This is a genomic window from Massilimicrobiota sp. An105, assembly GCF_002161155.1.
GTDB lineage: Bacteria > Bacillota_I > Bacilli_A > Erysipelotrichales > Coprobacillaceae > Allocoprobacillus > Allocoprobacillus merdigallinarum.
This window is the reverse complement of sequence record NZ_NFLY01000034.1, coordinates 16,067-30,891: the sequence shown is the minus strand read 5'-3', so window position 1 is coordinate 30,891 and position 14,825 is coordinate 16,067. Positions and strand designations below refer to the sequence as shown.

At 32.5% G+C, this 14,825-nt stretch carries 17 protein-coding genes; 15 read left to right on the top strand and 2 right to left on the bottom strand.

Annotated features, from left to right (window positions below):
- The first annotated feature begins 226 nt into the window (after nucleotides 1–226).
- From B5E48_RS09820 to B5E48_RS09750, 15 genes are all read left to right on the top strand, one after another.
- Nucleotides 227–799 (top strand): DUF3800 domain-containing protein, encoded by a 573-nt coding sequence (locus B5E48_RS09820; RefSeq protein ID WP_087304913.1) that lies wholly within the window; start codon nucleotides 227–229, stop codon nucleotides 797–799.
- Between the two features lie 263 nt (nucleotides 800–1,062).
- Nucleotides 1,063–1,788: a PcfB family protein gene (locus tag B5E48_RS09815; protein WP_087304912.1), complete on the top strand. Its 726-nt coding sequence runs from the start codon at nucleotides 1,063–1,065 to the stop codon at nucleotides 1,786–1,788.
- 3 nt (nucleotides 1,789–1,791) lie between these two features.
- Nucleotides 1,792–2,655, top strand: coding sequence for a hypothetical protein (locus tag B5E48_RS09810; RefSeq protein ID WP_087304911.1), 864 nt, complete (start codon nucleotides 1,792–1,794; stop codon nucleotides 2,653–2,655).
- A complete protein-coding gene (locus tag B5E48_RS09805; protein WP_087304910.1) occupies nucleotides 2,652–2,840 on the top strand; it encodes a hypothetical protein in 189 nt (62 codons plus the stop codon). The genes B5E48_RS09810 and B5E48_RS09805 overlap by 4 nt, the downstream gene beginning before the upstream one ends.
- Nucleotides 2,827–4,596, top strand: coding sequence for a VirD4-like conjugal transfer protein, CD1115 family (locus B5E48_RS09800; protein ID WP_087304909.1), 1,770 nt, complete (start codon nucleotides 2,827–2,829; stop codon nucleotides 4,594–4,596). Before B5E48_RS09805 ends, B5E48_RS09800 begins: the two co-directional genes overlap by 14 nt.
- A 14-nt stretch (nucleotides 4,597–4,610) precedes the next feature.
- Nucleotides 4,611–4,919: a glutamyl-tRNA amidotransferase gene (locus tag B5E48_RS09795; protein WP_087304908.1), complete on the top strand. Its 309-nt coding sequence runs from the start codon at nucleotides 4,611–4,613 to the stop codon at nucleotides 4,917–4,919.
- Nucleotides 4,920–4,954: 35 nt separating this feature from the next.
- A complete protein-coding gene (locus B5E48_RS09790; RefSeq protein ID WP_087304907.1) occupies nucleotides 4,955–5,785 on the top strand; it encodes a VirB6/TrbL-like conjugal transfer protein, CD1112 family in 831 nt (276 codons plus the stop codon).
- Nucleotides 5,786–5,903: 118 nt separating this feature from the next.
- Nucleotides 5,904–6,677: a DUF6674 family protein gene (locus B5E48_RS09785; RefSeq protein WP_087304906.1), complete on the top strand. Its 774-nt coding sequence runs from the start codon at nucleotides 5,904–5,906 to the stop codon at nucleotides 6,675–6,677.
- 90 nt (nucleotides 6,678–6,767) lie between these two features.
- Nucleotides 6,768–7,106: a hypothetical protein gene (locus tag B5E48_RS09780; RefSeq protein WP_206080737.1), complete on the top strand. Its 339-nt coding sequence runs from the start codon at nucleotides 6,768–6,770 to the stop codon at nucleotides 7,104–7,106.
- A 165-nt stretch (nucleotides 7,107–7,271) separates the two neighbouring features.
- On the top strand, nucleotides 7,272–7,634 hold the full coding sequence (locus tag B5E48_RS09775; protein WP_087304905.1) for a helix-turn-helix domain-containing protein: 363 nt from the start codon (nucleotides 7,272–7,274) through the stop codon (nucleotides 7,632–7,634).
- Nucleotides 7,635–7,775: 141 nt separating this feature from the next.
- The gene (locus tag B5E48_RS09770; protein ID WP_087304916.1) at nucleotides 7,776–8,648 is read left to right on the top strand and encodes a M23 family metallopeptidase; all 873 of its coding nucleotides are present in this window, start codon (nucleotides 7,776–7,778) and stop codon (nucleotides 8,646–8,648) included.
- A 60-nt stretch (nucleotides 8,649–8,708) separates the two neighbouring features.
- Nucleotides 8,709–8,924, top strand: coding sequence for a hypothetical protein (locus B5E48_RS09765; protein ID WP_087304904.1), 216 nt, complete (start codon nucleotides 8,709–8,711; stop codon nucleotides 8,922–8,924).
- Complete coding sequence (locus tag B5E48_RS09760; protein ID WP_087304903.1) at nucleotides 8,915–9,310, top strand: PrgI family protein; 396 nt, start codon at nucleotides 8,915–8,917, stop codon at nucleotides 9,308–9,310. The genes B5E48_RS09765 and B5E48_RS09760 overlap by 10 nt, the downstream gene beginning before the upstream one ends.
- On the top strand, nucleotides 9,273–11,636 hold the full coding sequence (locus B5E48_RS09755; protein WP_087304902.1) for a VirB4-like conjugal transfer ATPase, CD1110 family: 2,364 nt from the start codon (nucleotides 9,273–9,275) through the stop codon (nucleotides 11,634–11,636). The genes B5E48_RS09760 and B5E48_RS09755 overlap by 38 nt, the downstream gene beginning before the upstream one ends.
- A gap of 37 nt (nucleotides 11,637–11,673) precedes the next feature.
- A complete protein-coding gene (locus B5E48_RS09750) occupies nucleotides 11,674–13,308 on the top strand; it encodes a lysozyme family protein (RefSeq protein ID WP_087304901.1) in 1,635 nt (544 codons plus the stop codon).
- Between the two features lie 312 nt (nucleotides 13,309–13,620).
- On the opposite strand, the gene B5E48_RS09745 is transcribed toward B5E48_RS09750, so the two are convergent.
- Both B5E48_RS09745 and B5E48_RS13800 read right to left on the bottom strand, forming a co-directional pair.
- Nucleotides 13,621–14,532, bottom strand: a complete 912-nt coding sequence (locus B5E48_RS09745; RefSeq protein WP_206407336.1) for a hypothetical protein — start codon at nucleotides 14,530–14,532, stop codon at nucleotides 13,621–13,623.
- Nucleotides 14,489–14,797 (bottom strand): DUF4062 domain-containing protein, encoded by a 309-nt coding sequence (locus B5E48_RS13800; protein ID WP_206407335.1) that lies wholly within the window; start codon nucleotides 14,795–14,797, stop codon nucleotides 14,489–14,491. Before B5E48_RS13800 ends, B5E48_RS09745 begins: the two co-directional genes overlap by 44 nt.
- Between the last annotated feature and the right edge of the window lie 28 nt (nucleotides 14,798–14,825).

The window sequence follows — 14,825 nt, the reverse complement described above, 5'->3', positions numbered from 1 at the left end:
GTAGAAGGAATACCCACTATTATTATAAAAGTTTGCAGAATTAAATTCTATCATTGGATTTGTAAAATTAAATTCCATATAAATTGATTTAGGGATGGAATTTAGTTTTTCAATTTACGCGACAATCAAAAAGATACAAAAATCAACAAAGAATATAGAAATGTTAACAGATAACTGATAGAATATGAAAAGACTATTTACAGAAATAGAAAAAGGAGAATATACAATGATATTATTTGTTGATGAAACAGAGTGCAAAGATTACTTTATAGTTGCTGGGTTGTTGACTGAATCAAAGTCAAAAACTGATGATGCTTTTAAAAGGTTTAAAAAGAAGGTAAAAAATTTCCCAATCCCTCCCAAGAAAAAGGAAAAACTGTTTACAGAATTTAAATCAGTTCTGTTGGATAAGGAATATCAGAAAATAAAAGTTTGTATGCTCGAACATATCGATTCTTTAAACTACTCTGTAATTTATAGCGTATATAAAAAAGATGGCAATAAATTTAATCAAGATATTAAAGAACGAATCTATTTACAACTTCTAAATAATATCGTTTTAAATATCGATGAACAAATAGATATTATTTTCGACACATTTAATAAAAAAGACTTTGAAGAAAAAATCATAAATTCTATCAAACTTAATCATAATGTTTTGTCAATTATCCAACAGGATTCTCGTTTAGAATTTGGATTGCAGTTTATAGATAATATATGTAGTGTTATTCGTCTTCATATAGATAGAAAAGAAAGTACACTGTATTATTTATTATCCAATTACTATGAAGTCAACTAATATATAGAATAATGAAGTCAACTAATATATAGAATAATATTGACATTATTCAATATTCATGGTATATTCTCCTTAGAAAGAGAGTATACTCTTATAGGTATGGTTTTCTGACCGCTCGAGGTTGGATGTGCAGATTGATGCGGAGCCATACCTTTTTCTATACAATTTAATCAATTCTATTTCTAAAGCGATGATTCATTTCATCGCTTTTTTGCATTTCTAAATATTTCCAATCAATTCAAAATTAAAGGAGTGTGAAAACAATGGCAACAGGTGGAGAAACTGCCGATCAAATGACACGAATGACTTTACAGGGCATTGAAGTTGCTGCTAATGTGGCACTCAAAGCTGGTGGTATGGCATCTAAATCTTTGGCGGCAACGCTTTATGCTATTTTGACAGACAGAAAAAAAATCAAAGGAAAGGCTAGACTTAATTCCATGTTAAAGTCTGGCAAAGAATTAAAAGTCTTTGCCATAAGACATAAGGATTTAAAAACTTTCTGTGAAGAAGCCAAACGTTATGGAGTTCTATATTCTGTGCTCAAAGAAAAAAACAACACTGATGGTATCTGTGACATCATGGTTCGTGCTGAAGATGCTGCGAAGATAAGCAGAATTGTTGACAAGTATGAATTAGCAACCATCGATACCAACGCTATTCGAAATTCAATCCTCAACGAAAGACAAAATCCATTGAAAGATGTTCCTATTCTCAATGATAAAGAACATGATGATCTTGTTCATAAGCTAATGGCTTCAACAAAAAACAAGGAACAGAAAAACAGAAAGGAAAACAGTGATATAAACCCGAAGAAAGCTTGGACAGAGAAAACAAAAGACAATCCGTTCGAGCATATCTCAATGCAAGAAAATACTGAACGTCCTTCTGTTCGAGCTAAACTCAATGAATACAAGATGTCGCATAAAAAATCAGGACGTTCAAAACAAAGAAACAAATCAAAAAATAAAAAAACAAAGGAGAGATAAATCATGAACGAACAGAAACAACATAAATGGTCTAAAGAAGAATTTGCTAAGATGATGAATGACAAAAGACAATCATTATTCAACATGGCAAATGAACAGGTTGAAAAAGCTGTGGAAAGTGCAGATAACTTTTTAACTTATCTTAATCTGAAATCTCAGCTTGATTATACCGTCACTAACACATTACTTGTCATGGCACAAAATCCCAATGCAACACAGCTAAAAGACATCAGTCATTGGCGAGAAGATAATAAATATATTCGAAAAGGACAAAAAGGTATCCAAATATTAGAACCCGGAGAATATACTCGCAAGGATGGAAGTGCTGGAATCTCTTACAATCCAAAGTTTGTATTTGATATTTCTCAACTGCAAGGTAAAAATAATCATATTCATTCTCCAGAATATAGCACAAAGGAAATACTAAGTGCCTTGATCTATAAAAAAGATATACTGCCAGAGGTCATCGAACAGGATACGAAGAGTTTTGAGCGAGTATATTTTGATCCTGAATCTCAAAAGATTCTTGTCAAAGATGGATTAGATCCCAAAGCAATGATTAATGGTATTATTAGAGAATACTGCATGATTGAATATATAGATATGGGTGCAACCAGAGAAGAAGCATCCTTTCAAGCTGAATGTTCAGCATATATGATTTCAAGAAGATATGGAATTGGTGATTATAACACTATGTTTGTTTCATCTTCAAATGAACATTTCTTTTCCATGAACCCTAAAGAAATCAAGCAGGAACTTGAAAACATCAGTCGTGTTACTGACAGCGTCTCTACAAATATCAAATATGGATTGTATGCTCAACAGGAACAGACAAAACAAAAAGAAGCAGGAGAGCATGAAAGATGAACAAGGAAGAACAGTATGCAATAAAAGTTACTGATATGGAACGAAGAATACTCATCAAGGCACTGACTCTTCTAAAAGAAAAGCAAATCAAGGAAGATAAGAATTACGATTTCATTGATGATCTTATCATTAAATCATGTGATGCAGTTCCAATAAAAAGGAAAAGAGCCTATGAAGAACGATAGAACAACCGACTATATTCTCATAGGCTTTTTTGTTATTCCTATTATCTGGCTAGCAGTCCTTATTGCACCTTACATGGACAAAGGTCTGATTGGTGCATTGCCTTATTTAAGCAATGCCATCAATCACCCCTTCTCTTTTCATTGGTGCAAGGATACATTCAAAACCATATTCATCTTTTTGCTGATTTATGGTATTGGCATAGGTATCTACTATTCCACTCGCAGAAACTATCGCAGACAGGAGGAATATGGTTCTGCAAAATGGGCAAATCCCAAGACCATAAATAAAAAATATGCAGATAAGGATATGTCACAAAATAAAATACTTAGTCAAAACGTCTATATAGGTTTGAATGGAAAAAAACATAGAAGAAACCTCAATACCCTTGTCATCGGTGGATCAGGAGCTGGAAAAACACGTTTTTATGGTAAGCCTAATATCATGCAGTGTAATACGTCCTATGTGATTCTTGATCCTAAAGGTGAGATTCTTCGTGATACAGGAGTACTACTTGAAAAAGAAGGATATATTATCAGAGTCATTGATCTCATCAACATGAATAGATCGCATGGATACAATCCATTTACCTATATTAAAGATGATAAAGATGTTCTTAAGCTGATAACAAATCTTATTAGAAATACAACTCCTAAGAATTCCCAATCAACTGACCCCTTTTGGGAAAAATCGGAAACCGCACTTCTTGAAGCCTTATGTCTTTATCTGCTTAATGAAGCTCCTGAAGATGAACAGAACTTTTCTATGGTCATGGAAATGATTGTTGCAGCTGATCCAAAGGAAGATGATGAAGATTATATGAGTCCTCTTGATTATTTATTCTATGATTTAGAAAAAGTCAAGCCAGAAAGCCTAGCTGTTAAACAGTATAAGATCTATAAACAAGCTGCTGGAAAAACCGCAAAATCAATTCTGATTTCTGTTGGTGTACGTCTGGCTGCTTTTAATCTTGAAAGCATTGCTTCGCTAACAGCTACTGATGAGCTTGAGTTAAATCTAGTAGGAGAAAGAAAGACAGCAATCTTTTGTGTTATACCTGACAATGATTCAACATTCAATTTTCTAATTGGAATGCTTTATACTCAACTTTTTCAAATGCTGTATTACAGTGCCGATATTATCCATAATGGTGAACTTCCTGTCCCAGTGCATTTTGTTATGGATGAATTCGCCAATGTTGCCCTGCCCGATGAATTTGATAAACTACTTGCTACCATGCGTTCAAGACAGATATTTGTATCCATCATTATACAGAACTTAGCACAATTAAAAGCTCTTTACAAAGATGCATGGGAAAGCTTGGTGGGAAATTGCGACACCTTATATTACTTGGGTGGAAATGAACAGTCTACACATAAATTCATGAGTGAATATTTAGGTAAAGAAACACTGGATACAAACACCTATGGTAAATCAAGTGGAAAAAGTGGAAGCTACTCTACCAACTATCAGCAGGCAGGTCGTGAACTTCTAACAGCGGATGAAGTACGTCTGCTCAACAATGATTATGCTCTTCTATTCATAAGAGGAGAACTACCGATCCTTGATAAAAAATATGATATTCTCAAACATCCTAATGTTAAATACACCAGAGATGGAAATGGCATCGCTTTTCATCACAATGAAATCCATCATACCATTGATGACTGGCAAAATATCATGCTCAGTGATGAAGAATATGAACTTTTAAGTGAAGAAGACCTTGAAGAATATTTCAAGGGACAAGAAAAACAGTAAAGGAGATTTTATAAATGAAATTAAATAAAAAAACAACTACATTTTTAGCATTCTATACAGCTTTTATTATCTTATTGAACTTTGGCGTACTACATGTACATGCAGCAGGAGATCCAATTGCTGTAGTCAATAATCTAAGTGATTTTATCTTCAGTCTTATTCGTGCGATTGGGATGATTCTGCTTGGCTTTGGTGTTGTTCAGATTGGTTTATCCTTAAAAAGCCATGATCCCAGCCAAAGGGCTAATGGATTTTTGACTGTCGCAGGCGGAATCGTCATTACCTTTGCAAAAGAAATATTAAATCTGATTGTCGGTGGTTAAGCATTTTAATAATACAAAAAGTGAGGTGAAAACAAATGGGTGGAATCCTCGACAATCTCACTAATGCAATCAACACTTGGAATGAAAAGTTAGCTGAAATATGGCTGCTTCTCACCCAATCCCCGCAAAATTTCAAAGGTGGTGGCATATGGCAAGCCATAACAACAATCCATAATGCACTCATTGCCATTGGATTGGCTCTTCTTGTCTTATTTTTTGTATTTGGCTTGGTTAAAACCTGTACAAGCTTTCAGGACATCAAAAGACCAGAACAGGCTGCAAAATTATTCATTCGTTTTGCCATAGCTCGTGGTCTTGTGGTATATGGCATGGAATTCATGTTAGCAATCTTTGACATAATACAGGGAATTACAAGTACTATCATGACAACTGTAGGTGTTGGCACTGCGACTGAAACCGTACTGCCAGATGCAATCATTACAGCAATCGAGGATGTAGGTTTTTTAGAAAGCATACCTCTTTGGGCAGTAACTCTGCTAGGAAGTATATTTATTACTATATTGTCTTTCATTATGATACTAACAGTATACAGTCGCTTCTTTAAATTGTATATGTATACAGCTATCTCCCCTATTCCCTTGTCTGCAGCTGCTGGAGAATCTACACAAAGTGTATGTTACTCATTTCTAAGGTCATATGCCAGTGTCTGTATGGAAGGAGCAATCATCATACTGTCCTGCATCATATTTACAAAATTTGCAGGAAGTCCACCGGTCATTGATCCAGAGGCAAGTGCTGTAAGCATGGTATGGAGCTATGTAGGTGAAATCATATTTAATATGCTCGTGCTTGTAGGCACTGTCAAGATGTCTGACCGTGTTGTAAAAGATATGATGGGACTGTAATCTAGAAAGTTGACAAGTTTACTGTAGCATTTAATAACTCATTATATAAAATCAAAATAGTTATATACCAGTCTTTTTATGGACTGGTTTTTCTATTGAAAGAAAGGAGTTAACAACAATGAAATCATTAAAAGATTACGAAAGTATCAAAGAATTTATCGAACTGCTGGAATATCAGGGAATGAATAACGAAAAAAAGCAATTGGAATTCATTATTGATTATGTCGATACAACTGAAAAACAGCTGGATGCAGTGCTTAATGAACTTCACAATGTAAGAATGGAATTAGGAACAATTCAGCAAAAGACATTAAAAGCAACTGCACTTCGTGCTGTAGATAACGTGACTGATAAAGTCAATCTTGCTAAAGATAATATCATCAAGACTAAAGAATTCATCAAAACCACTATTGAACATGGTATCAAAGAATTCAAATCAAAAGGAAAAGACGCTTTAGTTTCAACTATGAAAGCCTTAAATGTTAAAGGATTGCTACAAAAATGTCAGCAATGTTTTGACAAGATTCAGCAATCTGCTGATAAATCAATAGATACACTCACACGATTAGGAAATGAGATTCATCAAGTCAATAATCATTTCAAGAATATCCGTCGTATCATCGTTGGAAAAAATCCAGTGGAAGTCAAAAGAAGAAATCATGATAAAGGAGTTATCAGTCTAACACAAAGTGGGCTTTTCAAGGTCATGGAAAAAATGACTTATTTATCTGCAAAAACAAAAGAAAACATCAAGAAAATAGAAAAGCAAGAACAAGAGCTAACATCAAGAATCACGTCAAAAAAAACTTCTGTAAAAAAAGCTCTGAATGATATAAAGAAAACAAAAGTCGATAAAAAAGAAATCAATAAAACAGTTCAAAAAGAAAGATGATTTACTGAGATATTTAAACATTCTGCTATTCTTGATATTTTTTCATATGCTATACTATATATAAATCTTTTTATTACTGGAGGCTACATCATGTCAAGAAAAAATCATAAAATAGTCAATGGAAAACTACTTCAAACTGATAAAAGATTCTCTCAGTTAAAGACGAAACAGAGAGAAAAAATATATAATTGGATGTATGAAGAAACATTACATTACTATATGAATAAGCATAAAATGCCTTATGGTAAGCAATGCAGCATTGTTGTTGACGCCATCTATGATAGAATTATTGAAGCTGAAATCTGGATACCCTATAAAGAAATTCGATATCAGTATATCAAGAAAAAAACCAAACTAATCAATAAACTAACAAAAAAGATAAATCAGACAAATAGTTCTAATACAGATCATATTTCTGATTCTATATAAAAATCAATGCCAATAGATATTAGAAATTCTGCATGATTTTATGGAAATAAGCCATGTTATCAACAGTTGACAGATTTCCAATAATGGTTGGTTGAAGAAAATCTATATATCTGCAATACTAAATTCGCGATCGCAAATGAATTTAACTTAAAGGAGAATTAATATATGAATTTCAATGAAAAACTAATTAATTTGAGAAAATCTAAAGGCTTATCACAAGAAGAATTAGGTGCAGAACTGCATGTATCCCGTCAAACAATTTCCAAATGGGAATCGTGCCAATCATATCCAGACTTTCAACGCCTTGTGCTTCTTAGTGATTATTTTGGTTTGACACTAGATGAGCTAGTCAAGGATATTGATGTAGAAGAAGTAAGAAACAAGAATATCAATAACGAAAAACTATCATCAATATATGATGATATGAACAGTGCCAAAAAATATATCAGTGCGTTCTTTGTTTTTGGAGCAATGGTATTGATTTTCTTTGCTATTATCGTTCTGTATGGTGTATTTTTTGTAAAGTAATTACGTATAGTATTTGCTTTTTACAAGAGGTTGATTTCGATCAACCTCTTTTCTATATCCAAAAATATGAATAAGATTGATTAAATCTGGCAAGTACAATATAATTATTTACAAGAAAATTCAAAGAAGGAAGGAATGCTGATGAAAACTTTTATAAAAGTTATTAAGAAACTGTATTGGCTTGGATTATTAGGTTTTGTAGGCTCATTTCTTGATATTCCTTCACTAGAATTATTTTATCTATTCTTTTTGCTTGCATTAGTCGACTTTGTTTTATCAATTATTATTGTTCTTAGAATGAAAGATACTAATGAAACAGTAAGCGACATTAAATTTCTGTTTCAAAATCTAGGCATGCTGATCGGCATACCAATTATTTATTTACGAAATAGATTCCGCCTTCCTAATGCAAAAAGCTATGAACCAAAGATTTTATACAGCCTGCCATTTCAAGGCAGCTGGAATGTTGCAAACGGAGGAGTCGATAGAGAAACCTCGCATTCATGGAATATCTGCAATCAGAGATACGCCTATGATTTTTATATCGAAATAAACGGTAAAACTTTCTGTGATAGCGGAAAGTCTGTAACAGATTACTACTGCTATGGAAAACCCATTTTAGCCCCTGCTGATGGAATAGTTGTTGAAATCAAGAATCTTTTCAATGATACACCCATCTCCGATGAACCAGAAGCACTCTGCAGTGCCTCGGACATACGAGGAAATTATATCGTTATTAAACATTCAGAACATGAATACAGTACAATAGCTCATATTAAAAAAGATAGCTTCTATGTCAAAGTAGGTGACCACGTTCAAAGAGGACAACAGATAGCCTGTTGTGGTAATAGTGGAAATACAAGTGAACCACATATACATTTTCAGATACAGCAAGGAAAGAGTTTTCTTTTATCAGCAAGCTTACCCATATGTTTCGCTGACATTATAAACCATACCACATGTAAAACGAGTCCATATATAGCAAGAGGTCATATAGTAGAAAATAAAAAATAGTGAGGTAGTTAGTTTTTATGATTAACTGCCTTTTTAATTCCACTGAACGGAGGAATATAGATGAATGATATTTTTTCAGATATGCAGTCTAGAATAAATGTTTCATATATCTCAGACCTGCCCTGCCATAAACATCGTGTTCTTTTAGAAATGAAAAAGATGAATCTTAGTATCTATTCAGATAAGCAACTTGAAGATTTTTCTTATTACGTCTTCAAAATTCAATTTAAACAGTTAAAAAAATTATTGAAGAAAGGAATGATTGAATGGAAATAAAAGTGAACAAAGAAATAAGAAACTATACAGAAAGCATTGCCTTTGGACTCAACCTTAGACAATGCTTTTTTTCTGTACTAGCCTGTATCGTTGCAGTAGCAATCTACTTTTTATTTATAGACCATCTAGGAATGGAAATGACAAGCTGGTGCTGTATGCTGGGGGCTGCCCCATTTGCTGCTTTAGGATTTATTAACTATCAGGGAATGAATGCTGAACAGATTTTCATGACCAGCATTCGCTCACTAATTCTACAATACACAAATCTTATTGATCAGCCATATAATCTCTATTACGAAATCATGAAAGACTATATTGATAGAAAACAAAAGGAAGGTGTGAAAAAGAATGTTAAAAAGCTACGCAAAAATAAGAAAACAAAATAAAGAGAAAATTCATGTTCCAAGAACTGCACAACAGACAATTCCTATTGATACTGTCTATGAAGATGGTATCTTTCGCATGGGAACACGTTATTCAAAGACATATCGTTTTGTTGATATCAACTATTCGATTGCATCAGAAGAAAGTAAAGAAAATATCATCAAGAACTATAAAGACATCCTAAACTCATTTGATTCTACGGTTACAGTTAAGATTACAATCAATAACCATAAAATTGATCTTGCCCAGTTCAAGGATGATGTATTATTAAAGCTCAAAAATGATGAAAGATATGATCGATTTATAAGAGAATATAATCAGATGCTTCTAGAAAATATGGCAAGATGTGAAAACATCATACAGGAAAAATACATTACAGTTACCTGCTATAAAAAAGATGTAACGGATGCCAGAATATTCTTTTCAAGACTGTTCAATGATCTTTCTTCTCATTTTTCACGTTTAGGTTCAGCATTGATTGAACTGAACCTAAATGAAAGATTAAAGATACTTCATGATTTTTACAGAAATGGTGAAGAAGAATATTTTGATTTTGACTTATCATACAACGCAAAAAATGGTCGCTCATTCAAGGATGACATCTGTCCAAGAGCACCTGTATTTAAAAATAAGTATTTTCAATTAGGTGATAAATATGGTCGAGTATTATACATTTCCAAATATCCACAATTCTTAAAGGACAAAATCGTTGCTGACTTATGTTCTATCAATAAGAATCTCATGTATTCAATGGACATCATCTCCATTCCAACAGATGAAGCAGTGACAGAAACTGAAAACAGATTACTGGGTATTGCAACCAATATTGCTAATTACTCCCGTAAACAGGCTGCAAATAATAACTTTGCAGGAAGTATCCCCTACGATATGGAAAAGCAGCAGGAGGAAATAAAGGAATTTTTAGATGATCTGACTGTAAGGGATGAAAAAATGATGCTAGTTAATATCACAATCGTTCATTTGGCCGATTCATTAGAAGAATTGGATGCTGATACTGAAGTCTTGAAATCTATAGCCCGTTCCAATGTCTGTGAATTAACTCCCCTATTCTTTGCAAGCAGACAATTGGATGGACTTGTCACAACGCTTCCTATTGGTATCAATCGTCTTGATACGATGGTTCGTACTTTATTGACTGAAAGCGTTGCTGCCTTTATGCCATTTCGAGCACAGGAAATCATGGAAAAAGGTGGTATCTGGTATGGAAATAATGCAATCACTAACAATATGATCATCTGCAATAAGGAAAATCTTAAAAACCCTAATGCTTTTGTTCTTGGTGTACCAGGTGCTGGTAAATCATTTCTTGTTAAACAGGAGATTGAATTGGCTATGGCTTCCAGTGATGACGACATACTTATCTGCGATCCGGAAGGTGAATATGATATTATTATGCAGAAATTTGGTGGTGAAGTCATAGAAATCTATGCCGGTGGCAAGGACTATATCAACGCTATGGATATAACACTTGGTTATGGTGACTCTGGAGATCCATATAAGGATAAGGCACAATTTATTCTGTCATTGATTGAAAGTGCTAATAGAGGTACCGTTTCATTAGAAGAACGAAGCATTTTAGATAGATGTATCAATATCGTTTATCAAAATTATGAACAAACCGGTATCATGCCAACCTTAAAGACATTAAGAGAAATGCTCATTCAACAGCCAGAACCACAGGCAAAATCTTTAGCATTGAAGATGGAACTGTTCACAATCGGTTCTATGGATTTGTTTGCTCATCATACAAATGTCAATACGAAAAGTCGTGTCATTTCCTACAACATTCATAAGCTGGATAAGAACATGAAAACAATGGGACTTCTTGTCATCACCGATCAGATCATCAACAGAGTCAATGAAAACTGGAAAAATGGAAAAAGAACACATATCTTCCTAGATGAGTTCCATGTTGTTTACAGCAATCCTGAAAGTGCAACCTTTTTCAATTCTGCATGGCGTCAGTTCCGTAAAAGAGATGCATTCCCAACAGGAATCACGCAAAACGTAGAATATCTGTTGAAAGATGAAGAAGCACGTTCAATTCTATCCAATACTGAATTTATCGTCATGCTGAATCAGGCAGCCAAAGATAGAGAACAGCTTGCTAAATTATTAAAAATAAGTGATGAACAGATGAGTTTCATTACCAATTCTCAACCGGGTTCAGGACTTATCAAACATGGTCCAAATCTAGTTCCATTTATTAACAAAATACCAAAGCATACATTTATGTATCAGACCAATACAACTAATCCAAATGATAGAAAAGAAAAACTTATTCAACAGGGACTACTTACAAGGTAGTCCTTTCATTTTTTTATAGAAAGGAGTTGATAGCATCATGAATGAAATCAAGAAAAAAACAAAAAACAGGGAAATTAAAAGCAAAGACAAGATTGTAGATGTAAGAAAGCATATTAAAAATATTGCCATACATTCAAAAGATAACAGCAACGCTGATGAAAAGGAAACACAGAACACATATGCTGTTGATCATGTATCTAAAAAAGGTAAAAAAGCTATAAATAATGTCAAAGAACAATCAATAAAGAATGCCAAAAAACAATATACCAAAAGAAAAAAGAATAAGATTATTGAAAGGCAGAATCAAAATGTTTATACCCCTACCCCATCATCTTCTTCTCAACATAAATCAGATAAAACAGTATCTGAAAACAATTCTCTTAATAAAAGAAAAACTGTTCAAAAAGATTTAAAAATAAAAAAAGATTCAAAATCCCTGCCAATTAAAAATAAAAATATTGTTATCAAAAAAGAAACAGCTAATCAAAAGACTTATCAACATAAGATAAAAAGTTTTGTTAAATTAAAAAATTATAAACAGATAAAAGATTCTTCAAAGAATAGCAATCGTATCAAAAAAGGCACTCAATCAGCTATGAAAACCCTAAAAGGTTCTCTTATATTCATCAAAAGAACAGCACTCAGTGTTTCTAATCTAGTAGGTGCTGGAATATCTCTCATATTGTTGCTTGTACTTCTTCTTTTTATCGGTGTTTTTGCAGCCTTATCTGACAATTCATCTGTTAGCTCTACAAATGCCCCACTAAGTGTAGAGGTATTGGCTTACACTGATACAATAGAAAAATATGCAAAACAATATGAAATGGAAGATTATATTCCAATCATACAGGCAGTCATGATGCAGGAATCTGGTGGAAAAGGAACCGATCCTATGCAAAGTTCAGAATGTCCCTACAATACAAAGTATCCAAATAAGCCTAATGCCATACAGGAACCAGAGTACTCCATTGATGTAGGTATACACTATCTGTCAGACTGCTTTAAATCAGCTCAGGTCAAGGACAGCTTTGATAATGAACATATCTTTTTAGCTTTACAGGGCTACAACTATGGTAATGGTTATATAGATTGGGCAGTTAAAAACTTTGGAGGATATTCCAAAGCCAATGCAAAAGTATTCTCAGATCAAAAGAAAGCAGAACTAGGTACTGACGTCTATGGTGATCCAAATTATGTTGAACATGTCATGCGATATGTTTCTCTTGGATTCGGCAATTATAGAGAGCAGCCTAATTTTGATAATATGGATGCATGGGGTACTAATAACCCATATTCAAGAGCAAATCTTTATGGCCAATGCACTTGGTTTGCTTGGGGACGTTTCTATGAAATCTATGGATATTCTCCCGGATTTATTGGTGATGGTTGGAAATGTGTTGATCAGTTGTTACAGGCACATCCAGACAAGTTTATCAAATCCAATGAACCAGCAGTCGGTGCAGTATTCTCCTGTATTGGAAGAAATCATGTAGGAATAGTTATTGGTTGGGATGGAGAAAATATAACCATTCAAGAAGGAAATCTCGATGGGGTAACTAACACATTTGCAGAAGCAAAAAAAGACTGGCATACAGCAACTTATTCATTAGATCAATTTCGTATTAAATGCAAAGGAGTAGTATTTGCAATACCCATAAAGAGTTCCAGCTAATCAAACCAGAACTCTTATAACAATCCAGACTATACTATTACTATGAACTATTTTTAGTATTTTTTAATTAAGCCAAAAATATATAAATAAAAAAGTTCCATTAAGTTAATTTCTTAATATAAATTCTTTGTTATTTTGAAGATGGTTACAATTTTTGACACAGTAATCTCTATGTTTTAAATATTCAAAATCTTTTTTTGATGATTTAATATTATAAACTATAACAGAATATGGCTTTGCTATAGTAATATTAATTCAATAAAAATTTTATGTATTTATATCAAATATTTTTAATTATACTTCTTATAACAATTATTTTTTTATCTTTTTCAATGTTATAGTGAATCCATACCCTATATCACTCCAATTATCAAAAGTGATAATATTTCTGCTCCCATCTTTTTCAATATCACTACGTTCGACATTATTTTTTGTACCTAAATATGTTGATGAACATGAACAAATAATTTTATATTCATCACTTTTATTTCTTAAATCACATATCACTTTTAAACTTCTACAAGGATATCTTAACTGATAAAATTGAAAAAAATCATATGTTTCTCTAATATATTTAGTTGTGTGTATAACATAAACATCATTAACGTCTTTATATTTAGAGAGGTCAATTTTATTAATTACTTTATACCTCATTTGCCTTGTATTAGATGATATCTCCTTTTTCGTAATAATATTATCTAATTCATTATTGTGATTGATTTCAAAAATTAAATTTTGATAAGATTTCCATTCATATTCATTTTCAAAAACAGGTGATGGCAAGAAATAATTTGTTTTACCTCGTACATTTTTGTATGTAATTCTTGTGCTAGTAATAACTTCTAAATTTCCATTTTTTAGAAATTGTAAATCAATATATCTTGTAAAATTATCGATATAGATACCTTTTCTTAACGCATCTTTTAACTTATTTAATGAATAATAAAAATAATTTTCTATTCCATGTGCTGAATAATTGATGTCATCATCAATTTTTATCCATCCTAATTTTGAATAAAACTGCATTTTACTAGTCAATGACTGATGTACTTTTAAAGCCAAATCATCTGCATTTTTCCAAAAAGAACATTGCCTTTTCGAAAGTTTATTCTTAAAAATCGTTAATTTTTCAGCTTTTTCTCCGAAATCTATCTTTGCTTTTTCTAATTTAACATCATCATCAATAATAAAAGCTAGGATAGGTATTTTCTTTTTTTTTTGCATAGTTATATTCTTTTTCTGTAAAACTAATTCCTCTACTTGTTAAAGAACCATATCTTTGTCCAACGACCAAAATATAAAAATCAGAATTATCAATTGCTTGTTTAATCTGTGTCCATTGTTTGTTATCATCCGCATTGAATAATTCCATTCCTATTGGAAAATGTCCCATATTTAAAATAACTTCTGTTATTTTTCTTCTTTCTTCTTTTAAATCTTCAAAAGTCGAACTAATAAATACTTGGTATTTTGTTTTCATCATAGCCATATACCCCTTTCCCTTAACAATTTAAAAA

Bases quoted from the DNA above. Each gene is read 5' to 3' on its own strand.
- B5E48_RS09780 (WP_206080737.1), top strand. From the start codon at position 6,768: ATGTCAAGAAAAAATCATAAAATAGTCAATGGAAAACTACTTCAAACT.
- B5E48_RS09775 (WP_087304905.1), top strand. From the start codon at position 7,272: ATGAATTTCAATGAAAAACTAATTAATTTGAGAAAATCTAAAGGCTTA.
- B5E48_RS09755 (WP_087304902.1), top strand. From the start codon at position 9,273: ATGTTAAAAAGCTACGCAAAAATAAGAAAACAAAATAAAGAGAAAATT.
- B5E48_RS09770 (WP_087304916.1), top strand. From the start codon at position 7,776: ATGAAAACTTTTATAAAAGTTATTAAGAAACTGTATTGGCTTGGATTA.
- B5E48_RS09805 (WP_087304910.1), top strand. From the start codon at position 2,652: ATGAACAAGGAAGAACAGTATGCAATAAAAGTTACTGATATGGAACGA.
- B5E48_RS09815 (WP_087304912.1), top strand. From the start codon at position 1,063: ATGGCAACAGGTGGAGAAACTGCCGATCAAATGACACGAATGACTTTA.
- B5E48_RS13800 (WP_206407335.1), bottom strand. From the start codon at position 14,797: ATGGCTATGATGAAAACAAAATACCAAGTATTTATTAGTTCGACTTTT.
- B5E48_RS09800 (WP_087304909.1), top strand. From the start codon at position 2,827: ATGAAGAACGATAGAACAACCGACTATATTCTCATAGGCTTTTTTGTT.
- B5E48_RS09785 (WP_087304906.1), top strand. From the start codon at position 5,904: ATGAAATCATTAAAAGATTACGAAAGTATCAAAGAATTTATCGAACTG.
- B5E48_RS09750 (WP_087304901.1), top strand. From the start codon at position 11,674: ATGAATGAAATCAAGAAAAAAACAAAAAACAGGGAAATTAAAAGCAAA.
- B5E48_RS09810 (WP_087304911.1), top strand. From the start codon at position 1,792: ATGAACGAACAGAAACAACATAAATGGTCTAAAGAAGAATTTGCTAAG.
- B5E48_RS09790 (WP_087304907.1), top strand. From the start codon at position 4,955: ATGGGTGGAATCCTCGACAATCTCACTAATGCAATCAACACTTGGAAT.
- B5E48_RS09745 (WP_206407336.1), bottom strand. From the start codon at position 14,532: ATGCAAAAAAAAAAGAAAATACCTATCCTAGCTTTTATTATTGATGAT.
- B5E48_RS09760 (WP_087304903.1), top strand. From the start codon at position 8,915: ATGGAAATAAAAGTGAACAAAGAAATAAGAAACTATACAGAAAGCATT.
- B5E48_RS09820 (WP_087304913.1), top strand. From the start codon at position 227: ATGATATTATTTGTTGATGAAACAGAGTGCAAAGATTACTTTATAGTT.
- B5E48_RS09765 (WP_087304904.1), top strand. From the start codon at position 8,709: ATGAATGATATTTTTTCAGATATGCAGTCTAGAATAAATGTTTCATAT.
- B5E48_RS09795 (WP_087304908.1), top strand. From the start codon at position 4,611: ATGAAATTAAATAAAAAAACAACTACATTTTTAGCATTCTATACAGCT.